Annotated in this window: 21 protein-coding genes and 1 pseudogene; 3 read left to right on the forward strand and 19 right to left on the reverse strand. The window is 48.0% G+C overall.

Annotated elements, in window-relative coordinates; translation table 11 throughout:
* Positions 1–103: 103 nt before the first annotated feature.
* Together BMW71_RS03205 and BMW71_RS03210 are read right to left on the reverse strand one after the other, a co-directional pair.
* A complete protein-coding gene (locus tag BMW71_RS03205; protein ID WP_177179562.1) occupies positions 104–904 on the reverse strand; it encodes a 5'-methylthioadenosine/adenosylhomocysteine nucleosidase in 801 nt (266 codons plus the stop codon).
* Positions 895–2,199, reverse strand: coding sequence for an NCS2 family permease (locus BMW71_RS03210; RefSeq protein ID WP_092169366.1), 1,305 nt, complete (start codon positions 2,197–2,199; stop codon positions 895–897). The genes BMW71_RS03205 and BMW71_RS03210 overlap by 10 nt, the downstream gene beginning before the upstream one ends.
* Positions 2,200–2,448: 249 nt before the next feature.
* Here BMW71_RS03210 and BMW71_RS03215 point away from each other — a divergent pair.
* From BMW71_RS03215 to BMW71_RS03220, 3 genes and pseudogenes are all read left to right on the forward strand, one after another.
* Positions 2,449–3,570: pseudogene (locus tag BMW71_RS03215) on the forward strand (DUF4221 family protein).
* A 117-nt stretch (positions 3,571–3,687) separates the two neighbouring features.
* Positions 3,688–3,909 (forward strand): hypothetical protein, encoded by a 222-nt coding sequence (locus tag BMW71_RS23500; RefSeq protein WP_143057534.1) that lies wholly within the window; start codon positions 3,688–3,690, stop codon positions 3,907–3,909.
* A 25-nt stretch (positions 3,910–3,934) separates the two neighbouring features.
* Positions 3,935–5,524 (forward strand): hypothetical protein, encoded by a 1,590-nt coding sequence (locus BMW71_RS03220; RefSeq protein WP_143057535.1) that lies wholly within the window; start codon positions 3,935–3,937, stop codon positions 5,522–5,524.
* 180 nt (positions 5,525–5,704) lie between these two features.
* Here BMW71_RS03220 and BMW71_RS03225 read toward each other — a convergent pair whose 3' ends face one another.
* The 17 genes from BMW71_RS03225 to BMW71_RS03310 form a co-directional block, all read right to left on the reverse strand.
* Positions 5,705–6,151, reverse strand: a complete 447-nt coding sequence (locus BMW71_RS03225; protein ID WP_092169372.1) for a nuclear transport factor 2 family protein — start codon at positions 6,149–6,151, stop codon at positions 5,705–5,707.
* Positions 6,152–6,501: 350 nt separating this feature from the next.
* The gene (locus BMW71_RS03230; RefSeq protein WP_092169375.1) at positions 6,502–7,422 is read right to left on the reverse strand and encodes a hypothetical protein; all 921 of its coding nucleotides are present in this window, start codon (positions 7,420–7,422) and stop codon (positions 6,502–6,504) included.
* Positions 7,423–7,544: 122 nt separating this feature from the next.
* The gene (locus tag BMW71_RS03235; RefSeq protein ID WP_092169378.1) at positions 7,545–9,587 is read right to left on the reverse strand and encodes an LruC domain-containing protein; all 2,043 of its coding nucleotides are present in this window, start codon (positions 9,585–9,587) and stop codon (positions 7,545–7,547) included.
* Positions 9,588–9,809: 222 nt separating this feature from the next.
* Positions 9,810–10,544: a carbon-nitrogen hydrolase family protein gene (locus BMW71_RS03240; RefSeq protein ID WP_092169381.1), complete on the reverse strand. Its 735-nt coding sequence runs from the start codon at positions 10,542–10,544 to the stop codon at positions 9,810–9,812.
* A gap of 195 nt (positions 10,545–10,739) precedes the next feature.
* The gene (locus tag BMW71_RS03250; protein ID WP_143057536.1) at positions 10,740–11,276 is read right to left on the reverse strand and encodes a hypothetical protein; all 537 of its coding nucleotides are present in this window, start codon (positions 11,274–11,276) and stop codon (positions 10,740–10,742) included.
* A 3-nt stretch (positions 11,277–11,279) separates the two neighbouring features.
* Positions 11,280–12,083, reverse strand: a complete 804-nt coding sequence (locus BMW71_RS03255; protein WP_218145549.1) for a hypothetical protein — start codon at positions 12,081–12,083, stop codon at positions 11,280–11,282.
* A 92-nt stretch (positions 12,084–12,175) separates the two neighbouring features.
* A complete protein-coding gene (locus BMW71_RS24095; protein WP_092169393.1) occupies positions 12,176–12,481 on the reverse strand; it encodes a DUF1214 domain-containing protein in 306 nt (101 codons plus the stop codon).
* Entirely contained in the window at positions 12,482–12,907 is a 426-nt protein-coding gene (locus BMW71_RS03265) for a hypothetical protein (RefSeq protein ID WP_143057537.1), read from the reverse strand.
* Positions 12,908–12,920: 13 nt separating this feature from the next.
* Positions 12,921–14,447 (reverse strand): arylsulfatase, encoded by a 1,527-nt coding sequence (locus tag BMW71_RS03270; RefSeq protein WP_092170236.1) that lies wholly within the window; start codon positions 14,445–14,447, stop codon positions 12,921–12,923.
* A 54-nt stretch (positions 14,448–14,501) separates the two neighbouring features.
* Positions 14,502–15,440, reverse strand: coding sequence for an alpha/beta fold hydrolase (locus tag BMW71_RS03275; protein WP_092169399.1), 939 nt, complete (start codon positions 15,438–15,440; stop codon positions 14,502–14,504).
* Between the two features lie 3 nt (positions 15,441–15,443).
* Complete coding sequence (locus BMW71_RS03280; protein ID WP_218145550.1) at positions 15,444–15,872, reverse strand: amidohydrolase family protein; 429 nt, start codon at positions 15,870–15,872, stop codon at positions 15,444–15,446.
* A gap of 88 nt (positions 15,873–15,960) precedes the next feature.
* The gene (aqpZ, locus tag BMW71_RS03285; protein ID WP_092169405.1) at positions 15,961–16,764 is read right to left on the reverse strand and encodes an aquaporin Z; all 804 of its coding nucleotides are present in this window, start codon (positions 16,762–16,764) and stop codon (positions 15,961–15,963) included.
* A gap of 18 nt (positions 16,765–16,782) precedes the next feature.
* Positions 16,783–18,558: an amidohydrolase gene (locus tag BMW71_RS03290; protein ID WP_218145551.1), complete on the reverse strand. Its 1,776-nt coding sequence runs from the start codon at positions 18,556–18,558 to the stop codon at positions 16,783–16,785.
* On the reverse strand, positions 18,555–20,255 hold the full coding sequence (locus tag BMW71_RS03295) for an amidohydrolase (protein ID WP_092169408.1): 1,701 nt from the start codon (positions 20,253–20,255) through the stop codon (positions 18,555–18,557). Before BMW71_RS03295 ends, BMW71_RS03290 begins: the two co-directional genes overlap by 4 nt.
* Before the next feature lie 123 nt (positions 20,256–20,378).
* Positions 20,379–21,509, reverse strand: coding sequence for a helix-turn-helix domain-containing protein (locus tag BMW71_RS03300; protein WP_092169411.1), 1,131 nt, complete (start codon positions 21,507–21,509; stop codon positions 20,379–20,381).
* 253 nt (positions 21,510–21,762) lie between these two features.
* The gene (locus BMW71_RS03305) at positions 21,763–22,386 is read right to left on the reverse strand and encodes an HmuY family protein (RefSeq protein ID WP_092169415.1); all 624 of its coding nucleotides are present in this window, start codon (positions 22,384–22,386) and stop codon (positions 21,763–21,765) included.
* Positions 22,387–22,398: 12 nt separating this feature from the next.
* A complete protein-coding gene (locus tag BMW71_RS03310) occupies positions 22,399–24,714 on the reverse strand; it encodes a TonB-dependent receptor plug domain-containing protein (RefSeq protein ID WP_092169417.1) in 2,316 nt (771 codons plus the stop codon).
* Between the last annotated feature and the right edge of the window lie 23 nt (positions 24,715–24,737).

Genomic DNA, 24,737 nt, shown 5'->3' on the forward strand with positions numbered 1-24,737 from the left:
GCATGATTTCCCCACCCATCCCACCAATTTTGGCTGTCCGAAGAATGATTGGATTGGGTAAATTGCTTACCGATTGCCTGCCAACAATCCTTAAAGCGTCTTGCTAATCCTCCATCAATTCCACCATGCGCAACACCAGGTTCGCCGAATTCGCTGCAGCAGGTCCCACAAACTCGCTGAAGTTGACATGCGCATCGGTGTTTGCATTATCGCTGCAGCTACGTATGACCACAAAAGGCATTCCGAGTAGCCGGCAGATATGGGCCACGGCAGCTCCTTCCATTTCGGTGGCCAGGCTGTTGAATTTCGTGTACAGCCAGTTTGCTTTTTCCGGATCGCTGACAAATAGGTCGGAGGTACTGATGACACCCTGAAAAACGCGCGGTTGCCTTCGGGAGATCGATTGGTAGTCGGCCAGTTTCGACGCCTCCAGACTGAGCTGAACGAGTGAAGAATCCGCAGCTAGCAACAATTCCGGATGGGGTTCACCCGACAAATCCCGAAAATTCCAGGGCGTAAACCCCTCCGCATCCAACAGGCCAAAGTCCACCTGTACCAGCGCAGTTCCGATGACGATGTCTCCTGGCAATGCCTCCGGATGCAGGCCTCCGGCCACACCGGTAAAAATCAACCCATCCAGTTTAAAGTTTTGCGTGAGAACGGCCGTACTGTAGGCAGCATTTACTTTGCCGATCCCGGCCTTTACGATGACTACTTTTTTCCCCTTGAGCTTGCCCGTATAAAAATCGATCCCCCCACGAGTAGTCACCTTAGGTTTGTTCAGGGCTTCCAGCAGAATGGAAATCTCCTGATCCATTGCCCCCATAATGGCCAGTCGCTGGGCAGTTGCCGGAACCCACAGAAGAAAGAACAGAAATCCGATAGACAGCTTTTTCAAATCCATAGAAAGAAGAGGGAACATGCCGTGATAATGGCTAGAATTGGACGAATCTCTCGCTGCTTGCCGCTTAGCACCTTTACCAGGGTCCAACTAATAAAGCCAAAAGAGATTCCGGTGGAAAGGCTATAGGTAAACGGGATCAATACCAGCGTAAGAAAGCAAGGAATGGCTTCATCAGCCTTGCGCCAGCGGATTTGCACGAGGGGAATCATCATAAACGACCCCACCAGCACCAGGGCAACGGAACTTGCCATGGGGGGGATGACCGACAGGAGCGGCGAGAAAAACATAAACGGGAAAAATAATAGACCGGCAGTAACGGCCGTGATGCCAGTCCGGCCCCCGGCCTCGATTCCCACAGCCGATTCGATAAAAGCAGTACCCGAACTACTGCCGACCAATCCAGCAAACAGCGTTGCACAGGCATCGGTAAGCAGGGATTTGCGCATGTTTTGAGGCGTGCCATCCGGGTCTTTCAGGCCGGAAGCTTCTGCTAGCCCCACAAAGGTAGAGATGCCGTCAAAAAGAATGGTAAACGTAAAGACGAAAATGACTGGGATATAGGCATATTGCAGGGAACCGAGAATGGCAGCTTCTCCAAGTAGACTGAAATCCGGCATGGAAAACAGCCCGGTATAGTTGACCAGGGTAGGGGAGCCAAAATTGATCAGCGAGGCATCCCCCCACCAACGGCCCACCGGCCAGGCCAGCACCGTGGTGAAAAGAATTCCGATAACAATCGCCCCGGTTACCTTCCTAGCAATCAATCCTCCGGTGAGCAGCAACCCAGCCACAAAGGTCAGGGTCACGGGATCCCTGAAATCGGTCATTGCTACCAAAGTGGCAGGACTGGAAACAATAAAATGGGCATTCTGAAACCCAATAAAGCAAATAAACAAGCCTATTCCGGCAGATACGGCGTGCCTCAACGCTTCCGGTATGGATTGAATGATCTTTTCCCGGGTTTTGAAAAAAGAAAGAAGCAGGAAGATAACGCCCGACCAGAAAACCGTACCCAGGGCTTCCTCATAGGTCAATCCGTATTGGATGACCGCCGAATAGGTAAAAAAGGCGTTGATACCCATTCCCGGGGCGACCACAATGGGGTTTTTGGCATAGAGCCCCATCATCAGGCTGCCAAAACCGGCAACCAGCACCGTGGCCGTCACTACTGCCCCAAAGGGCATTCCCGCATCCGAAAGGATCGCAGGATTGACAATGACAATGTAAAATGCGGCCAGAAAGGTACTCAAGCCAGCCAGTAGTTCCGTGCGGAGGTTTGGGGTGTCGGTGGTCATGGATCAAAATAAAACACCGACAAGATACCCATCGCCCGCCAATAATCAAATCCAACTGCGCGATCGTAGGCAAAGAATCGGTCATGGAAAATGGGTTTGGCTGAGGTCCTTCGTTTGGATAGCTTTTTTTCTAACAGTTTCTTTTGCTATTCGCAAAAAATCTACTGCTGAACGAATAGATTAAGGAATAATTTACTAAATTGACTAGATAAATAGTATCTTATGCGCGTACTGATACTTCTAGCAGCCATGGTTGCAGGCCTGGTATCCTGCAATAACCACCGAGAAAGGGAAAGTCCTTATTCGGCTACCCTTACTTTTTCCCTGGATACGGTCTATGTGGATCCAGGCGATGAAATTCTCTTTCTACGGGACAATCTGATCGTTTCTGACCTTTCCCCGGACGAACGTTACCTAATTAATTTCAATCGATCGGAGCTCGTAGCCGAACGCATCGACCTGGACGCGCTGAAATTGGAAAAAAAGATCCAATTTGAGAAGGAAGGTCCGGAGCGCATGCCGGTTTATTTTTCCGGTTTTCGCATCAACCCCGAAGAGCAATTTCTGGTATGGTCCAATCAATCGTACGGCATTTACGACCAAAACGCCAAAAAAGTAAAAGACCTGGAATTGGAAAAAATTGCGGCAGACCTGCTGGGCGGCGGGGAAACCCTCCCCATGGGATTGTTCGAGGATACGGATTAGCCCGACCGCCTATTGGCAGTGATCATGCAGTGGAAGGAGGAGGATTATTTTGTATTGGATGTTGATTTGTCCACCCGCAGTTTTCAAAAAATAGCCTTGCCCGAATTGGCCCCGCTCAAAGACTACAGCATGGAAATCGTATATGACGGTCAGTTTATGGGGAGTTTTGGCGTAGGCGTATTCCCCATCGCTGGCAAGGACAAAATCATCCTAGCAAATAATTCCATCAATGAATCACTGGTTTTTGATACAAACACCGGTGGCACAAGGGTAGTCCATTGGAATACGCCGCTTTTAGGTGAGCGCCGGAGCTACCTGCTGCCAGCGCAAGTGGAAGAAACTTTGGGAGCGAAAGAAGAAATCATAAAAAGATCCCGGGAGGATATTTTCTACGGCAGGTTGATATGGGACGATTCTCACGAACAGTTCTTTCGGTTTTCCGTTAAGGAGCAATTAGGGCAGGAAAAAAACGAGTACGGTCAGTACGCACGAACAGGAGCGGAGGTATACCTGAGTATTTTTGACGAAAACCTGGACCTACTGGCAGAATCTCCTGTACCGGAACTAAAAGCGCCTCCAAAAAAACACTTCGTAAAGGACGGAAAGATTTGGATTTTTGAGAATATAGCGGACGAAATGGCATTTATTCGGTTAAAAGTAGAGTAATTGGTTTCCTTTGCTGGGCTTTATTTTTCTCAAACTATTTTTTAAAATGCTTTTTAAATTAAAATAAATGTATTTTATTACATAAAAATTGTTTTTTAAACTATTAAAGAAACAGCTATGAAAAAAATTCCCCATGGATCAATGGGATCTGGTGCTCGTGTGGGAGATGCGAAAAAACCACGACACACAACGGTCGAATCCCCTGTTTTTAAGCAATTATTTTCCTTCCATTCTTTATCAAATTTTAGTGCTAAATCTTTAAACTATGAAAAAGACAACACTTTTCCTTTGTCTAATGATGGCTCATTTACTTTTAGTTGGCCAACAACTTCCGGATAACACACAGGTTAAATGGGGGAATGAAATGAAGTTTACCAAGAAAATGACCTTATCCGAGGTCGCCGCTTCTGACGAAACCGGCTATTACCTGATCAAACGAAAATACGTTCAGGAGATCCGGGAATCGCAAAAGCTTCCGCATGTGGAAAAATACGATCAAAACCTGCAGTTCGTCAAAAGTGTGGACTTATCCAAATTGGATTTACCTGGCAAGCCCAGGTTTGAGCAGCTGCTTCACTGGAACCAACAGCTTTGGCTTTTTTATTCAACGGATCCCGGAAAAGGAGCGCAGGAAGGGCTGTACAGGGTAGCCCTGGATCCCGGCAGCCTTCGCCCAATTGGCAAAAGTTCGATTGTTTTGGAGACGGGTGCCACCGGGGTAAAACCAGGAATCGGAGGGTTGGGAATCAGCTTAAAGGCCACCAAACCCCTCTTTCACTTCCACCTGGTACCCGAGCAGAATCGACTCCTGATCGTTCTCGACAATGGAACCCTGCAAAAGAATGAAAAACAGGTTCGTTTTTTGGTTTTGGATCTGGAGTTCAGCCCCGTTTGGAAGCGGGAGGAAACGCTACATGCCAGTTCCGATGAATTGGAAATCGTCAATACGCGTATTGACAGTAATGGAAATGCGCATCTGCTGAGTAAAAGCATGCCAGCCAGTAGTGGAATTGCTGCCATGTTTAAGCGGGAAAAGTATTTTTTCACCCTGGTAAGCATTACCGACAATGGAAAGCAGGCACTACACAAACAAATCGACTTGCGGGAAAACCAGGTCAATGCGGCTGCCATTCAGGTAAATCCCGACGGGCACCTGTACTTTGGTGGTTTTTATACGCATGAGGCCACAGCTACCAAGGGAAGCGGGGGCACGTACTTTTTGAAAATGGATGGTACTACGCAGACTGTCCTGGAACAACACATCGAACCCTTTGATGCGGCTTTTCTTACCCGTGGTCTTTCCGAAGGCAAGGCGAAACGAAAGTCCAGGAAAATGGATAGCGGCAAAAGCTGGGAGGATGTCTATTTCTCGTTGGACGATATCCTCATAAAAAGGGATGGGTCGGTGATTTTTTTGGGAGAGGACAGGCGAGAAACCACGACAAGCACCACCAGTACTTCGCCGAATACGGGTGTTCAATCTACTGGGGTTAGGTTTCATTATACCTATGGTAGTATTGTAGTGGCTGAATTTGATCCCAATGGGGAAAGGAAGTGGGCACAAAAGCTTGTGAAAAATCAGCAATCCACGGATGATTTTGCCTTCTATTTTTCCTACGCCGTGTCGATGGTAAACGATAACCTGTATTTCGTTTTTAACGACAACGTGAATAATCTTGGCTACAGCGGACAGGGAAAAGTGGAGCGATTTTCGCCAAAAAGCTACAAAGAACACATGATGACCTTTGCAAAGCTGGATGGGCAGGGAACCATCACCCGCAGCTCGCTTTCCATGAATAGGAACCGAAACCTCATGACCATCACCCCGGTAAACACGCAGACCGATGAGCACGAAATGGTGATATACGGGCAACATAAGAAGACTTACCGCCTCGCAAGGCTCGAATTTCCTCCCCAATATGTTGGCAGCAGCGTAGGAACGCACGTGGAATAAAGTACACGATTTGCAAAGTAGTGAAAGGAGAAAGGAACCGGCGGGATCGGTTCCTTTCTCTTTTCACTCCGAATCAAGATGAATTTGAGTGATCCAAATGCTTCCTTGTTTGTGGGCAATCGACCTTTTTACGCTGGTTTTTACGATCCAACGAAACAGATACAATCGTTTTTAAAACGACTAATTTTCCCCGTAGGCACTTGAAATCATGGCTGCCAATTTCCATTGTCCTTTTACCTTTCGGAGATTCCGGACCTCATAGGTTTTGCTTTCCCGATCGTCAAATTTCATCGTCTGCACGTAAACGACAAAGGCCTGATTTCCGGACACGGAAATGTCAAAATCCGAGGTTTCCAAGGTTGCCGGGATAGGCGTGGAATTGGCTTCCATGTCGGCTTTCATGTTGTCACTTACATACTCCCAGCTACTGGACCGCAGGCCCATGTTGGTTACCAGAAAGGATACTTCCTCACTACCGTCCCAATGGGAGGCCCAGGCTGCGTAGTCACGGTTCATGTAGGCGGTGGTTTCAGCGGCGATTGCTTTCTTGATGGCAGCTTCCTCCCGTGCCTGGCCATAAAGAGTAAGAGCAAATAAAAGCAGAATAAGCGTAAATGAAATTTTCATCGGTATGTAGTTTTGATGGTTGAAATTGGATTTCGGTGTCGTTGATCAATGCTGCATGCAACGCTCCTTCACCTGAGTACTTCCTACCGGTAAAAGGCTGCGCCACTACTTCGATAAACCCCGGTGGAGATGCCGTACTCAGGCTGAAACTACCTCAGTCATTTGTACTGTGGATATCCCTTTTTTTAAAATTGTATTGTATAAATATAGAATTTCCTCCAAATGAATGGTGAAAAAATGGCCGAATAGCCGGAAAAAATTTCCCAATGGTAGCGATTTTTTTCCAAGTGAATTCGTATCGCTCCTTAGGGGTTCTCAAAACAAGCAGCAGGCTTTTTGGGTAGAAAAAGTTACTCCTCCATCTTTTCCAGATTCTCGATTTTTTCATAAAAGTTATGGATCAGCAGAATCAAGACCCCAAAGGAAATGGCTGCGACAACCAATATATTGTTTAAAATGCCTTCTGTGGAAAAGGAAAGCTTGATGAGAATGGTGGAAATAACAAAACCGGAATTTCGGATTACAGACCGGAAGCTCGAAGTATGGGTGTAGGAGATCAGGAGCAGTAACACGTCGCTTAAAATCAAAATGGTGAAGAACTCGTCAAAAAAGATATTGTTAATATCCTTGATGGACTCTACCTTAAGGGAAACATCAAAGAAGAGTTGGCTAAAGTAGTCGCCAAAACTGTATATTGCCAGAAAAAACAAGACTACGATTAAACCAATGGCTAGCTTCTTTTTGGTTTCGATGAATCGCTGCGTTTGTTCCTGTTGTGGCAATTTCCCCTGTTTTACGGCATTCCGCTTGCCATTTAAGTAGTAGAAAACGAAAATCAGGGTGAAGATGATCAGAGTAGCCCCAATATCGTAGGTAAATTGCAGGTCGTCTTTGCTGCTAAACCAGCTATTTTCCAGATCGAGCTGCGCGAGGTCTTTGAACAGGCGGCGAATCAAGACGAGCAAAATGATTTCGTATTGTTTTCCGATGTAGTAGGTAATGGATTTTGGCAAAAAATACACCAATAAATAGACCTCGTAGACAAGAATGAACGAGAAGGGTGTGTAAATCGATGCGATGGGGTTGTCGAGTAAACCCGGTACATCCTCCGTTTCAACAATCCCCAGAGTGGATAGAATAATTAACGACAAGTGAACAATAAAGCCTGCCACGGCGATGCCAATAATGGCGTTTTCACTCCTTTCTTTCGTTTTCTCCGACAGTAGGGCACGGTAGGCATTGTTCCAGAAAATGGTTGTTTTTCCCGACATTTCATTTGTTTAGACAGTAAACTCGCTGGAAACCATAACGTTTAAAATTGGCTAAAAAACAAAAAAAGGTCTCTCCCCGGAAGGAAGAGACCACAGCTTATTTCGTGAACTCCGACGAGCAGTTATTTCGTATACAGTGCTTCCGCATCTACCTGTCCATCGGTAGGCAGGTACCAGTCGGTATAGTTTTTTCCGCCGGATTTCGCCCAATCAGCAAACCGGCGATAGGCTTTGGTAAAATCCACTTTTTCCTGGGTGTAGGCAATGCTAGTTGGGACGTGTAAGGCCCAATTGAACCCTTTTTTGCTGACAAAAAAGCGGCCTTCGTCGACTGAACTATTATCGTCTCCGGTACCCAGCCAATCTTTATTCATCAGATCTGTAGGTTGCTTGTTCATCAGGTGAACTTCCCTGTCCCTATCCTGGTCGATAATTAGGAAGGGGTTGTAGGGAGCAGCTCCCAAATCCCCTTTGCGTACCGATTCTTTGAAGACGATTTTCACCCGAATGGTATCTTCTGCATGGTGTGGGTTTTCCAGCGAAACATTTGCCATAAACGGCAGTACTTGATTCACATTGTCGGTTAGGATCACCGTTGCCAGGTCCTGACCCTGTTCCACGCCAGAGGACAAATTTTTGATTCCTCCCGTTGTCAATCTGTGTCCGTCGACCGACAGTACCTGATCGGACGAGACCGGTAGTTGAATGCCAAACCCGTTTTGAAATCCAGCACCGGTAGCTCGGATTACCGTAGTGAATTGGATTTCTTTGATGCGGTTTTTGGCATCCGAAACCTCGTTGACGGTGTAGTCTACGACCAGGTCGTTCATGTCGTAGTCACCAAAACCAGGCCATAAATCTTCGAATAAAAGCGTCCCATAGGCGTCTTTTCCGGGAGAATAGTTATTGAATGCTCTTTCGGGATCCTCTGGGTATTCGTCTTGTTCGTCGCCGACGCCATCGCCATCGTTATCCTTTTCCTGCGTTTCTACAGGTGCATAGTCCGATACGTCCACGCTGGTAAGGGGATTCCAGGAAGCATAAAATACCACATCGTTGAAGTCGTGATCGCATCCTTTCAAATCTCGTCGGATATCTTCCCATCCCATCAATAAGACTTGTTGGGAGGCATCGTGCAGAAACACCATTTGTTCCCGGTTTGCTTCTTCGCTGTTTTCGGTATTCAGGTTTTTATCCGCGTAAAAAATACCGTTGCCGTTAGAAAGTCCATTTCGTTGCCAACCGTTTGAGATCAAAAACCAACCGATGTAGGTACCTTTATCAAAGGCTCCGTCGAGCGGTCCCCGCAACTTTACTTTGTCTCCAGATTTTATGACACCTGCCTGTACATTTGGAAAAATAATCGTTTGGTTTTTGATTTCGGAAGCAGTTTTCGGCGCTTCTCCTTCTTTGTACCAATAGTATCCAATCGCATTTCGAAAACCGCCGCCCACATGTACGTACGTCACCCATACTTCGGCATCTTCGTTCACGTACAACTCTTTCTTGAATTTATTGTCCAACAACTTGGAATTGTGATCCCGGACATCTTTTTGTTCGGGTAAACTTGCGTTGATGTTTTTCAACAATTCAACGGGTATCCGGTCTGGTTCCAGCAAATAGTCGGGTGTTCCTTTGTCATTCCAGGAACCCAGGGTCATGAATTCTTCGATTACGGTAGCCAAGCGTCCGTTGGCAGCCGTTTCATTGGTTACGAACGAATCGTAATACGCGTCGGGAAGAAGCCCTGGATTGGCAGCATCAAAGCTGTAGTTTAGCTGTGTTCCTGTTACGGGTACAATAGCCACCGGCGATACGCCAACAAAAGCAGAAGTTACCCATACTTCCTCCAGATAGGTAGGTAGATCGATTGTGCTCCTGGCAGTACCGGTCTCATCCAAGCGCACCGTTTGCAGGAGCTTCCCGTCTTGGTCAGGGTTTTCGTCGTAAATCCGATACACCACGTTTGGAATTGGACTATTGTCCCCGGCAACCGCGGAAAAGTTCAATTCCACCGATTGCGTTGTGCTAAAATCAAATCCGGCCGGAATTGTTAAACCTTCGATGCCTTCTTGATTAACTGGATTTGGCATTTCGTTTTCGGGATCACAGGCGCCCAGGGCGGCCAGGGTCCCCAGGAGTAGTAATAAGCTGTTCTTTTTCATTTGTATACTGTTTAAAAAGGTTCTTCAAATTCTATAGGTCAAAAATACCCGTCAGGGCATTTCACTTGTGAAATAATCGTTAAAAATGGTTTCTCCAGGGTTTAAACCGCTATTGGTGGGGGTAAACCGTTTTGCAATTTCTCTTTTTTTTGAAACCAGACCCGGATCTCTGCATGAGCTGTGCCTTGTTTTGGCGTACGAAGTGAATGTATTTGCCGTCAATCAATGGACCATGGGCTGGGTTTGTACTTCTTCGGTCTCCGTATCGTAAACGAGAATTCCTTCTTCTTCTTCCGGCAATTGTCCCGCAAGCTTCCCTGTTTTAGTCCATACAGCGCTCGCACCGGCGCTTTCGAACCCCGCACAGTTCCCGACGCTATTTGCCATCAGTACTGCCATTGAATAGGTCCGGGCAACCCAGGAATAGTGATTCGCCGCAGTTGTTACGACCGCTTCCTTTTTGGCAACACTTGCCAGGTACAAGTCAGCACCCTGTGTAAATGCCTGCTTTGCATGGCTGGGAAGGAGACTTTCGTAACAGATAGCCGGACAAATACGTAGACCCCCTGCACGTAAAAAAACCTGTTTGGTACCCGGTTCGAAATAGGGGGATTCATCCGGGTGTAGTACCTGCTTGGAATAACAGCGTCGAGGTGCCTTAGGCTGGTAAAAAAAGGTACTGATGCCTACACCGGTAGCTGTTTTCTCCGGAACGCCAATACCAATGACAAGTTGTTGCCGGTTACTGAGTTCTTGGAATCGGTCCAACCGTTTATCGTCTCTTTCCATGGCAAGTTTTTTTGCCTGTTTTGGGTCATAGCCCATCAACGATAACTCCGGAAATACCAGTAAGTCGGCATTCAATTTACAAGCCGTGTAAATAAACCGCTCGTGGTGCACCAGCGAGACGGGAAAATTACCAGCAATGGTTTTGATTTGAGCTATGGCTATCTTCATCTTCGAAAAAAATCCCTAACGTACACAATCCGAGTCCCTTTTGATAAAATAGTGGAGTCTCCAAGAAAAAAGTAGACCCAATGCGAAAGTAGCAAAAATGTTGTAAAATAAAAAATATTTGCCCGACTGAAAAATACCCCCCTCCGCATGGGTCCGGAAGGGGGCGAGGTGAAAAAATATAATTCCTGAAAACAATTAAAACAATCGGGATACCCCCATGCCGATTGCCCAGGAATTATAGGCCTCCCATTTAAAGTCGTTGGTCACATTGCCGATCAACTCCCAGTTCTCGTCAAGGTAATAGCCGTATTCGATGCCGCCGCGAAATAGCAAGAAGCGCTGACCTGGGGCAAATTCGCCTCCGATGCCTATGAGCAATTGGAAATGATCGGCTAGTTTCCGTGATGCAACCAGCGCCGAGGCAATGGGATAGCTTCGGTCCAGCACCTCGGCTTCGTTTCTGCCCATGGCAGCCACCTGAAAGTCCTCAACGACGATGTCACTGTGAAGTCCGATTTTCCACGTATCCGCAACCTGAAAATTGTAATTCAGCCCCCAAGAAGGTAGCGATTGCCATTTTCGGTTTCCTTCCAAATCCAGCCCGCTGTGAATTTGTGTGTGACTGATCAGTACTTGCAGCTGATGCTTTTTATGCTGGGCAGGAGGCTCCTGAGCCAGCACTGTGCAAGGAATTAACAATACCACAACAAAGAAAATAGTTACTGTATTCATCGGCTACTTTGGAAACAGTAAGACAAAGGCCGCGCGAAATCCCCAACTGGCCGTATTGCCATCCCCGTAATGGATACGAGGGCCGACGGCGAGTTGAGAGGCCTGACTTCCGATGGTAAAAACCTGCGAGCCTACAAAGTTGATCGTTCCGGAAGTGGAACCGGCGCCCCAGTTTCGGGTCACCTCGGTGTTAAGGGTCAAGGCTTTTCCCCCGGGAAAGTTTTGTGCGATAAAGGGCTGGAAGAAGGTTGCGTTGATATCCGATCGATCCACATCGCCGGCTACTGACCAAAGGTGATTGATCAACGCGCCAAAGCTGGTCATTCCAGCTTGCTTCAGGGCGACAGCAGTAGGTCCCAGGCCAAATTTCTCCGTGCCCAAAAGCGTATTGCTCGCTGTAGGCACCAAGAAGGCAGGTCCAACTCCCCAGATCAGCCCGCCACTCGTCGGCTCTTTGGGAGAAAAGAATCCACTTATGAGGACGTCACCGAGTCCACTTTGGCTGCCACTTTCTCCAAAGACATTGTTCTGCGCCACGATCGGCACGATAGCCCGTGCGATCAAATTCCAGTCTTCGCCGATACTCATGGGAATAACCGGCTGAAAATTCATGGTGTAGCGCGAGCCTCCGGCGGATCCAATACCAAAATCGAAGTTGTTTTGAAAGGGCACGCTGATCAGGCTGGCTACCGGATTTTGGAGCTGCTTTGCGAGTTCGTCGGCTGCACTGGCGCCGGCAGACTCTTCCTGGGCCATTACACATAATGGTAGCAGTGAAATGGAGAGTAGTAGTATGGATTTTTTCATTATACGCTAAGTTGAACTGTGTTTTTAAAAATTATTTTATGGAGATAAAGTAGTTGTTATTCAATGAATAATGTTCCGTTGTTTATATTTAATTAGTCAATAATTGAGGACTTATTTTTAGGTACATAGTTTCTCAACAAAGCGGAGATTGGTGACGGCGTGTTAATAGTATTGATTTCATTCGGATGATTAAAGTGTATGGTGTAGGTGCCGTCTTCATTTTGAACTGCCGTACTATTCGAAATGGATGCCTGGTCTTCCGCAAGCCAGCCTTCCGTAGTGTAGGTTGTGATTGACCAAAATCCACCCTTTTCATATGTTAAATCTGCTGGTTTAAAGGTGATTTGAGATGGAAGTGATCTTCCATTTTCGAGTTTTGAATTGTTTACTAAATCCAACTAATCGGCATCGTCTATAGGCAATCCTCCCCAGCCATAGGCTGTGGCGTATAAATGACCTTGAGGGTCTGTATTGGTCGGGGTTCCCATCATGTTTGATGTGTTTTTCAGTAAGCCTCTTTTAATATCATAGATTAGAACCGTTCTAATTTCCTCCATTTTTTCCAATGGAATGACAATTTCTGGTGTTGCATAAGGGATTGCAGGTTTCGCATTGATTACGGCTGCTCGTTGTGGTCTAAGGTGTGCATCTTCTAATCCAGCATTATCCTGTGATTTTTTGCACGTACGCATATTAAGATACACATAGGGACTATAGGTAAGGTGGTCTGGGGTTAGCAGGATGTTTTCTCCCGGGTAAAGCGTTTTCACCGTATAGTTTTGCATATCAATTATTTGAATCACTTGGAAAGTATCACCATCCATGATTGTTTTATCGTTACCTGTTGTTCGACACGTTGTTTAGCAGATCGGAAAAACTGTCCAGCTGTACCTCAAAGCTTTTCTGACTCGGAGGGAATTCGCCAGAGGTTTGTAAGAAGGAACCCAATACTTTGCCTACCTGACCCAGGACCCAGCTGCGGTTTTCTGCCCACTCGTCGTAGCCACGAGCCTGGTGGAACCGCTCAAATGGGTCTAGCTTCAGATTAGTGATAATAGGGGTAGACAATACCGGTTGTGGTGAGCGAAACCATTTCTCCTGATCTCTAAACATCACTTTCCAGTCACCATAGCGCAGGCCATGTAAGGTGGTTTCGGTGAAATAGTAAAATTCCTTTCGTTTGCTTTCTCCTTGGTTCAGCAACATATCACTCTGGTCATACCCGTCCAGATGCACTTTAAAGCTTCGATCCGCGACTTTTTTTCCCTTGAGAAGATCGTCTTTTACATTAGGATCTCCTACCCAAGACATCAAGGTGGGTAGCCAGTCTTCCATGGTCATAAATTCACCTGTCGCGACTCCGGCAGGGATATGTCTGTCCCATTTTACCAAGACAGGCACACGGAATCCGCCTTCCCAACCTCCGGCTCCTTTCTCACCACGGAAGGGGTGATTTCCGCCGTCTGGCCAGGAATTGGAAGCAGCTCCGTTATCTGTAGCGAACATGACGATGGTGTTTTCATCCACATTCAGTTCCTCGAGCAGGTCCAATAGCTCGCCTACATCATCGTCCATTTCCATCATGCCATCTGCATAAATTCCATAGCCGCTTCTATCCTGATACTCTTCGTTTAGATTAGTCCGGTAATGCATACGCGTCGTATTGTGCCAAACGAAAAACGGCTCGTCCGATTCCACTGCTTCGCGAATAAAACGTTTGGATTCTACTAAGACTTCCTGGTCCAGGTTCCGCTGTCGTTCTTGACCCCAAGGACCCAGATCTTTGACCTCTTGCTTTCCGTTTGCCAAGGCTTTGGAATGAATGACGCCTCGCTCCTTCATTTTGAGTTCCGTAGCAATCTCATCCGAAGGGAAGTCGTATTGCTCAGAATATTCACCCGCATTGAGGTGATAAAGGATACCGAAAAACTCGTCGAACCCATGAACTGTGGGAAGATGCTCATCGCGATCCCCGAAGTGGTTTTTGCCGAACTGACCGGTAGCATAGCCCATGGGTTTAAGTAGCTGTGCCAGGGTGGGGTCACTCGCTTGTAGTCCCTCTTTGGCCCCGGGTAAGCCCACCGTACTTAATCCAGTACGCATGGGGTACTGACCTGTAATAAATGCCGCACGTCCGGCTGTACAGGAGGCGTGTGCGTAGTGATCCATAAAGATCATTCCGTCCCTGGCGATCCGGTCGATATTGGGAGTGGATCCTCCCATCATGCCTCGATGGTAGGCACTGATATTCCACATGCCCACGTCATCCCCCCAAATGATGAGGATATTAGGTTTATCTTGATCCTGTCCTATCGCAAAAACAGCCGGAAATAGAAAAAGAAGGGTTAGCATTAATTTACTCATGATTTTGAATTTCAGGAGATTCATGACTGATGTACGTTGGTGTTTTGGAGTCCTTTATTTAAAACGTGCGTCGAGAAAGTCTAGAATGGCCTGAGTGGTTTCCTCCGCATGATTAATGACCATCAGATGTCCTCCCCCTGTAATGGAAACCACCTGTACCAGATCCCCTAATTCTTTTTTTAGTAATGCTGCGTTCTCAGCAGGAGCGACCTGATCCTTAGTTCCCTGAATGACCAAAAATGGATTCTTTCCTGAAGGAATCGCCCAACTGGATTCTGGGGTATTGGATGCACTGCTGACTACAGCGGCAGCTGCCGGAAAACGGGAAGCTTTGACGAATGACCAGCTGGATGCAGCATCGGCTGGGTCTCCGACCATGTAGTCCATCGCTTGGACGATTTCTTCTTCGGTAGCATCCGGATCAAAAACTGTATTTAAAGCTTTTGCTGCTTGATCGCTGGGCTTTACCACACCGCCAGCGGCAAGGCAGATCACACTTCGGATGTATTCTGGAGCATCATGCTCTACGGTCCGTGCCACTCGGTTTCCAAAGGCATGTCCGGCAATATCAACGTTGGTCAAACCAAGCGAATCCAGTACAAGTAACACATCCTGCGCCATCGTATGCATGCTGACCCCTTCTGCAGGCCCTCGGCTTTCCCCTGCTCCCCGCGGATTAATGCGGATAGTTTTGAACCCTGCGGCTGAAAGGTTGTCCGCGAGTGGTTTAAGATACGCCGTACTCAAAGCTCCTCCCGGGAGTAAAACGATCGGATCACCTTCCCCTTGAATAAAATATTCGATCTGAGAGTCATCGGACTCGGCAAATCCAACTTGAATAGGGTTTTCTGATTGTTTTCGATCGATTAGTTCAGCGGTTTTCTGGCTGGAATCTTTACCATTTTTGCATCCTACCAAACCTATGCCTAGTAAAAAACCAAAAAATAGTATTTTCAAATAGCTTGTACGCACGTATGAAATAGTATTCGTCATTTATCAATTTTTGCTGTAAACCTTGGTGCCCTCTCTGATGGTTTCGAGCACTTCAATATCCTTGATCACATCAGGGTCGACCTTTTGCGGATTTTGGCCCAAAATGACCAATTCAGCCAATTTACCCGGACGCAAACCTCCCTTTCTATCTTCTTCAAAATGCTGACAGGCTGACCAAATCGTGCTAGCCTGAAGTGCTTGGTAGGGAGCTAGTCTTTCTTCTTCGCCGATGATGCCACCCGTCCGGGAGTTTCGGGTGACGGCCGTCCAGGAGGCATGGTCATAATGGTCCATAAAGATCATTCTTTCATCTTCGACCCGATCAATGTTTGGTATATTGCCACCCATCATGCCTCGGTGGAACGCACTGATGTTCCACATGCCCAGGTCATCGCCCCAGGTGACAAGGATAATGGGTTTTTTCTGTGCCACTGCTACCGATACCGTTGCGGCAGGGAGCAGCACAAGCCTGATTCCTTGGTAGCGCTCATTTCATCGTGTTTTTTGATTTTTGAATGGCTTATACAGATAACGATCCCGGTAGTTGTTTATCGATTTCTTGCTGGTCCGTTTGACTTCCGGTTTTTTCGAAGGTTGTTGCCGTATCGTCAGCAGACCCGGCAATAAGCGGATACACGATGCCGGCCAGTACCGCCCCAACGATAGGTGCCAGCCAGAATAGCCAAACCTGGGAAAGGTAGGCTCCGCCTGCAAACAGCGCGGGAGCGGTGCTGCGGGCCGGATTAACCGACAGATTGGTCACGGGGATGCCAATCAGGTGAATCAATGTAAGACCCAGACCGATGGCAAGGGGTGCAAAACCCGCTGGCGCTCGTTTGTCGGTAGCGCCCAGAATGACAAATAGGAAAAAGAAGGTAAGTACAATTTCGGCGACCAGGGCGGAGACCATCGAGTAGCCTCCCGGAGAAAGCGCGCCAAAGCCATTGGATGCAAAGCCACCGGCAGTAGAAAAACCTTCCTTGCCGCTGGCGATAAGGTAGAGAACCGCGGCACCGGCAATCCCACCGATAACCTGAGCGATCACGTAGGGTACCAGTTCCGATTTCGGACTTCTTCCGGCGAGAACCAGACCCACAGTAACTGCCGGATTCAGGTGGCATCCGGAGATATGACCAATGGCATAGGCCATGGTCATCACGGTGAGGCCAAAGGCCAACGACACGCCGACAAAGCCAATTCCGAGGTTGATGGACGACGTATCACCGGACAGGAATAGGGCTGCCAGAACCGCGCTTCCGCAGCCGCCAAAGACAAGCCAGAAGGTGCCGAAAAACTCGGCGATTAGTTTGTTTTGAAGTTTCATAGTTTTGGTTGGTGTTGATTATTTTTTGAATATCGTTTTTCCTTCTTTGATGGTTTCCAATACCTCAATATCCTTTATGGCATCCGAATCTACTTTGAGCGGATTTTTATCCAAAATGACAAAATCTGCCAACTTGCCTTTTTTGATGCTTCCTTTTACATTTTCTTCCTGGTATTGATGCGCGACATGGATGGTCATGGCTTGTAGCCCTTCATAAACCGTGACCCGCTGATTTTCACCAATGATTTCTCCACTTCGCGATACCCGGTTGACAGCCGACCAAAGCATAAACGGCTGATCGAGCGGGGCAACCACAAAGTCCGTATGGTTGGTAGGCCGGATTCCCCGGTCAATAGCGTCCCGCATGGGACTGATGTACATGGCCTGGTCTTTTCCACGGTTGGTCAGGTGGGCATCTGAGAAATAGTAGGTATGAAGCGTGTAAAAGGACGGTGTCAATTTGTAGTCTACAAATTTGGCCAGCTGATCCTCTCGGGTAAACTGGGCATGGATCAAGGTGACGTTGCGGTCCCTGCCTGGATCCTCCGCTGCCACTGTTTCGTGCGCCGTAATAAAGGCGTCAATGGCAGCATCTCCATTGGCATGGAGGTTTAGCGGGACATTCAGGTCGTATACCCTTTTGACAAACGCGTTGATCGTTTCCTGTGGGAAGGTGAGTTCACCCAGCCAGTTTTCCTCTCCAGCAGGTCCTCCGGTGAGATAGGGTGTACTGAATGCGGCCGTTCGGCCCTGCGGTGAGCCGTCGATGGTGATTTTTACTCCGCCAATCTTAAGCCGATTGTGGTATTTTCCCCAGGATTCGATGGGAAACTCCTTGAGAATTTCGTCCAAATCCGTAATAAATGGGAATGCTACGATATCGATCAGGTTTGCCCCGGCATCGGAAACACGCTTGATAACCTGAATGTCTTTTAGGTGGGTGGCACCCTCATGGGCTGTGGTAATTCCATTTTCTGCATAGAGTACCTGCGCATCCCGGGACCACTCCAGTTCCTGTTCGGGACTGGGTAGGGGAAGGGAACCAAAAATGGGAAGGAAGGCCGTCTCCATGATCAAGCCGTAGGGCTCGTTGGTTCCGGGTTTGCGAACGATCACTCCTCCGGGAGGGGTTTCAGTAGCGGTGGATATATCCCATTTTTTCATGGCTGCCGAATTCAATACCGCGCCGTGCATGGATACATGTCCTACCAGAACGGGGTTGTTCGGTAGCGCCGCATCCAAATCATCGCGATTCAACAACCGTCCCTCAGGCATGACGGTATCGTCGTAGCCGTAGGCTTGAATCAATTGCCCGTCAGGTATGCCTTTTTCTTCCTTGAAACGCCTTAATTCACGTACGATGCTTTCCACATCCTCGCCGGGACCCGAAGGGGGAGGGTACAGGTTCAGTTGGTTGGCTACCGAAAGGGAATTGATGTAATGGCTGTGTGCATCGATAAATCCGGGTAGAAGTGTCTTTCCAAAAAGATTTAGCACCTCGTAATCCGTCCCCGCTAATTGCACGGCTTCCTCTTTGGCTCCGGTGAACAGGATTTTTCCCGCCTTCACTACCACCGCATCCACGTATTCAGGTGTTTCTCCCTCCATGGTCAAAATGTCTCCGCCAAAATATACCGTGGCAGTCGGTTGCGAAGACGATGAATCGTTCGTATTGGGCGCACATGCCTGCCAGGCGGTCAGAATCAACACCGCTGCCCAATGCCTTTTTTTGAAAATCCTGGATGCCCGGGTAGAGACACACCGATTATTCTTGTGCGGGATGATTTTTTTCATTTTTTGGCGTAAGCGATTTTTCCTTCTTTGATTGTCTGCAATACCTGTAGGTCTTTGATGGCATCCGGGGCCACTTTCAGGGGATTTCCATCCAAAATGACCAAATCGGCGAGTTTTCCAGCGGCCAAACTCCCTTTTCTATTTTCTTCAAAATGCTGGTAGGCCGACCAGATGGTAATGGCCTGTAAGGCCTCGTAGGGTGTAAGTCGTTCGGATTCACCGATGACAGCGCCCGACCGAGAGGTACGGTTGACAGCCGTCCAGACCACGCGCATGAGATTGGGAAGGGCCACGGGGGCGTCGGTATGGATGGTGATTTTTACCCCCTTATTGAGCGCAGTTTTTACCGGACTGATTTTATTTCCCAAGGCCTCGCCAATGATTTGCTTGTGCCAGTCACCCCAATAGAAGGTATGGAGTGGGAACAGGGAAGCGATGACATCCAATTCCTTTAAGGCATCCAACTGATCCTCCCGTACGTATTGACCGTGAATCAGGGTGTTTCTTCGGTCACCCAGGCCGTACTTTTCTACATTAGGGCGAAGCGTGCGAATGAGCTGATCCATTGCGGCGTCGCCATTGGCGTGAATCAGCGTCTGCCAATTGTTTTCAAAGCCCTTTGCGAGAATCGCTTGTACCGTCGAGTCGCTTGGAATAGCCGGGTACCCCGCATAGTCCTGTCCCTGCCCATCAGGAGGGATCAAATACGGCAGTGTTCGCCAGGCGGTTCTTCCCTGCGGAGAGCCATCCAGGGTAAGCTTCATGCCGCCGATTCGGTAGTGATTCGTATAGGCAAGGCTATTCCATTTGGAACCCATGTATTGGTCGGCAAAGGCATAGTCGATATAGCTGACTACATCGATTTTCAACGCACCGGCTTCGGCACTGGCTGCGAGCAATTCGTGGTTTTGCATCGCCCTTCCTTCCTGGGCAGTCGTATAACCAAAAGACAGGGCCAGGTCCTGACCGGCCTGAAAAAAGCGTGCGGCACTCGCCTGATCTCGGGGAGCCAGTGCTTGCAACATATACGGAATCGCCGCGAGTTCTTCCAAAACGCCATTGGGGGTCTTGCCATCCGCTTCCCGGCGAATAATTCCTCCCTCGGGATTGGGCGTATTTTCATCAAAGCCCAATACCTCAAGGCCTTTCGAGTTGACCACGGCAAAATGTCCGGATATGTGCACAATCATGATGGGGACATCCGTACTTACCTGATCAAGATCCTGCCTGGTAGGGAAGCGTTTTTCCTCCAAAACAGAGTCGTCAAAACCGGTCCCAAACACCCAGCCGGTCAACGCGCGGTTTTCCGGAGTGTTCCACGCTTTCAAAAGTTGAATTAGCGTAGGAATATCCTTACAGGTCGCGTCCGGTGGGGCTAACAGGAGTGCGCCGATGGCCTGCAACCCAAAGTTGGCGAAATGCGCATGCCCATCGATAAATCCTGGAAGCAGGGTCTTCCCATTTAGGTCCACTGTGGTTGCACCCTCTCCGGCAAGCTCCAACGCTTCACTTTTCTTTCCTACAAATCGGATCTTATCTCCCTGTACGAGTACTGCCTCCGCATAGCTAGGCGAATCGCCTTTCATGGTTAAGATATCCCCTCCAAAGTAAACCGTGGAGGGAACAGATGGTCCCTTTCCAGTGCCACAGGAATAAAGAAGAAAAACAAATAGAAAATACCGGATAACGTATTTCATTGACAAATTCATTGATGTAAAATTCGAAAGAATGATTGCCAAAAATAGCTGTTTTGACGCTGATCAGGATGAAAAAACGTTGGCTAATCGGTTCAAAAATGAAATTCTGTACAAGAAACTTTTTTACGGATGCTCTATTTGTTTCCTGAATTGAGAGGGCGTTAGACCGGTTTGCTCCTGGAAAGCTTTGTTAAAAGTAGTGCGGGACTTGAAGCCAACTTCCTGGGCAATCGCTTCAATGGTATAATTTTTCCAGGCCTCGCTTTGCATGTTCTGAATGGCAATCTCAATCCGCTTTTCGTTGATCAGTTGATTGAAGTTTTTAGAAAAAAGATGGTGTATGACCTGAGAGAGTCGATTTTTGGGTATTCCCAAATGATCGGATAGGTGCTGCTGCCGAAAATCATCCAGCAAAAAATCGGCATGGCTTAGAAAGTAGGCGTTGATGCGCAAACGGTAGTTTTCAGCTTCCGCTTCCTCCAAAACAAAAGGAGGCGACACCGTACTTTTGGTAGGCACGTGGTTCTCGGATATACCGTATAAAACATCCGGTCTAAAAAAAAGGAAGAACAATTGAACTAGCAACATCAGACCAAACAGCCAGGAAGCCAGTACATGAATGGGGATCTCTTCGGAATCAGCAAGCAGCAACGCCAAACCAATAGCGTAAAAAATTAGAGAAATTGTGGCAAAAACAATCATCCAAGAGAACGCGCGATGCTGATTTCCAGTAGCCTTGCTTTTACGAATCGCCGTCACTAACAAGAAAAAAGAAACGAGGCCTCCAATCAGTATTTGAAATAAGTAATGAAAAAAGGTAGGTATCCATCCTTCAAAAGCATAAATAATCTGGTTTCTGTCGGCAAACAAGCCCAACAGGTACGCTTTTTTTTCCGCGGCAGGAGTTACAAAAAAAGGAAGCAATTCGATGATATTGACTATTGGCAGCAGCAACAACGCATAATCCAAGGTACTCAAACGTCTCTTTTCGTACAGGTGTGCCTGTCCCAACCACAAAATAGAAATGGCCAACAGGTAAAAAACCGGACTCCCTGTTTTAAAAAAATGCGGATAGGTTAAGACCAGCTTGCTATCGACAATAAAAACAACCAAGCAGTAATAGGTAAGGCAGCACAAGAGCAGCAAAAACGTAAATTTCTTGAAAAAAGGCCCCTGCTGTTTGAAAAGTGCGATGAGTATGGCCAATACACCGATTGCTGTTGCTACAAGACTGACGACGGATGATAAACTCATATAAGATTGGTACGCACCTAACTGACTTTTTCAAATATAGTAAAGTCTTGTGAAGTATGCACCGTATCACAGGCATCTCGGTAAGTAAAACGTACCAGTTCGGCTTAATTTTCGACCAGCAACGAATCAAACGAAAGGCGTGAAATCTTGCGGGATTAACCTCGTGCTGACAGAGAGCAATTGAGGCGTATCGCCGGGCGATAGAAAACCTCAAATCTGCTCTCAGGAGCAGACTTGAGGTCGTACCGAAAAATCAAAAATCAAGGGATCCGTTCGGCTGAAGCAAAAACCGAAAGGTGTAGTAAGGACTGGGTGTAGTCCGGGGATCCACTTCTGCCAGCGGCGGATTGTCCTGGTAGTACGATAGGATTTCCAATTTGGCATAGTTTCCTTTGTTGGTCTGAATCAGCAATACCCGGCCTGGAATCGGACTGATAATGTGGCTACTGGGGTTGTAATTGTACCAACCATTACCGGATCCGGTGGGTATGGCCATTCCGTCTTCCCCATCACGCTTAAAATCTGCAGCCGATGGCACGGTAGTAATTTCGTCAAAGGTGCCCGTAACTACCGACGCCTGTGCCGTACCCGGTCCACTGCTACCGCTGTTCACGATAATGGTCGTTCCTTTGAATCCAATGTCCCAGTCGCCTTGTTCGCTATCCACGATCCGGTTGTCTTCCAGACTGAAGTAGCGAAACGGGCGTACTTCTGTAATGACCCCGGTACTTCGGTCCATCAGGTCACCCGGAGCATGGAGGTTTTCGACCATTGCCGCTTGAAGCGCAATTTCCGGCTCCTCTACTTCGGTTTCTCCACAACTTGTACTCAAAGCAAGCAAAAGGATGCCTGCATACAGTGTATTCCATTTGTTCATTGTAATAGGTATTTATTTTGTTTTTACTAGTTGATGAAAAGGTACTTTTGCTCCCACAAACAGCGTTCTCCCGGGATTACTCGGATCGTATCGGTTGAGTTGATTCAATAGATTAAATCCCCCCGTCTCCAGCAATAGGCCATTGCGGAAGGCTTTGCTGAGGCTAAGGTTCCAACTCGTTAATGCCCGCGCGTATTCCGCAGGATCGTCGAGAATAAGGTTGCCATTCACATCGCCAAACCCAAACGCCCCCCGGTGAATGGCACGAAGGGCCAGGTTGATGCCGGAAAGGGGCTCCTGGTAGCTGATTTTCAGGTTAACGCTGTGGCGACTTCGGTTGAATAAGCCTCCGTAATCACTGCGACCCACCCGTCGGGTTCGGTTATCTGCGTCCCGACGAAATAACTCTCCGGAGTCGATTTGTTCCAAAACATCCAAATCGTTGGCATCCAAATACATATATCCTGCGGATACCTGTAGATTTTTCGTCAGACGCCAAGTCCAATCCAGTTCCATTCCCCGCGTACGAACGCGAGAAACGTTGAAATAGGAGAAGGCATTTTGACCGGACGTCAGTCTGGCGAAAGGAGCCGTCTCAATCAGGTTGGAAATGTTATTTTGAAAGAAGTTTCCCTGAAAGAGCAGGTCGTTGGAAAGTTTCCAGCGAAAACCGGTGTTGATTGCCAGGGAGCTTTCTGCTTGCAACGCGCCAAATTGAGAGGGGTCCAGCAGCACCTGCTGCACCAGTCCTTGCGATTGAAGCCGTTCGATGCCTTCTTGCACCAGATTCGCCCCAAAAACGTAATATCCTGCGGAAGCATTGTTGAAATTGAGCAATAGCTGCCGGAAATCGGGGGCTTTGAATCCAGCCCCAAGCGACGCTTGCCAGCTAAATTTTTCGCTGAATTTGTACATCCCCGAGATTTTCGGACTGATTCTTTCTCCGTATTGACTGTGCAAGTCACCCCGAACTCCCGTAACAATGTTCCATCTGTCTGCTGGATCCCATTGATGCTGAAGAAACAAATAGCCGGCATCAAAGCGGTTTAGCTCCTCGTAGCGCGTTGCGTCAACCGTCTCCAGAAGGTGTCCCATCCCCAACGTTAGCAAGTGATTGTTTCCCAATTGACGGTCCAATTGAAACTCCGTACGGTGGTATCGCTGTTGAAAATCCTGTGCATCCACCAAGAAACCGTCTTCTTGCATCTTCGTCAGCGAATGCGTTTCGAACAAGGCGGTCATACTCCGAAGCGTCAATTGCCAGTGCTCGTTGGGCCGGTAGATTACCGTGGGATTGAGGTTGACATCCCGTCGTTCGGAGCTCATGTCGGCCAGTCGACCCGTCCCGTTTTCAATAAGTTGCAGGACATTATCCGAATCTTCCCGATACATTCGGGAATAGAGTCTGAACTCCCATCTACCGGACTTCTTCCCTAGCTTAACCTGCCCTGTCGTGGCCTGAAAGGGTGCCTGGGTATTTCCCGGAACATCGGGGTTCAGGTCAAATCCATCCGTACGGAAACGGTTGAGGTAGGCCTGAACCGACCAGTCGTTTTGATTAAAGCTCGCCTCCGCACTCAGATCCATGGTGGAAAAAGAGCGGTACCTGGATTCCAGGGATGCAGCAAACCGCTCGCCGTTCGTTTTGGTAATGATATTGATCACGCCGGCCATGGCTTCGCTTCCATAGATGGCACTGGACGGGCCACGGAGAACCTCGATCCGTTCGATGTTTGTCACCGAAATTCGATCCAAATCAAAGGTTCCGGCGGTTCGACCGATCAGGGGTTCACCATCCAGGAGTATCAGGATGTATTCGGAAGATAGCCCCTGCATCTGTAGCCCGGCACCGTGGTCGCTGACTACCTGAAGGCCCGTTTGCTCCCGCAACACTTCCGATAGGCGCATGCCACCGGTTTCTTGAATTTGTTCCCGGGAAATGACCGTTACCGGCATGGGTAAATCTTCCACGCTGCGGTCGGTACGCGTGGCGGCGACGACGACTTCACCCATTTGCCCAATCTTTTCTGTCAAGCGCAAACTACTCAATTCGCTTATTTCCCTGACCCGAATCTGCCGTGCATCAAATCCCATCGCAAAGACCTCGATCAACTGGTCGGCTTCCAGGTTATCCGGCAGTTCAAAAGATCCCGTACTATCCACGGGAACGACCTTGTCCGGCCCGATTTTTACATAGGCATGCGGAATGGGATTACCTGCCTGATCGCGGATGCAAATCGGATCGGAAGCAAGGGTGAGGAACGGAAAGAGAAAGCAGCCCAAAAGCCAGCGGGTAAAGCTATTTTTATTAAGATTGATTCTACACATAGAGGCAAAATTTTTCCCGATGG

It is taken from the genome of Cyclobacterium xiamenense (assembly GCF_900109255.1).
GTDB lineage: Bacteria > Bacteroidota > Bacteroidia > Cytophagales > Cyclobacteriaceae > Cyclobacterium > Cyclobacterium xiamenense.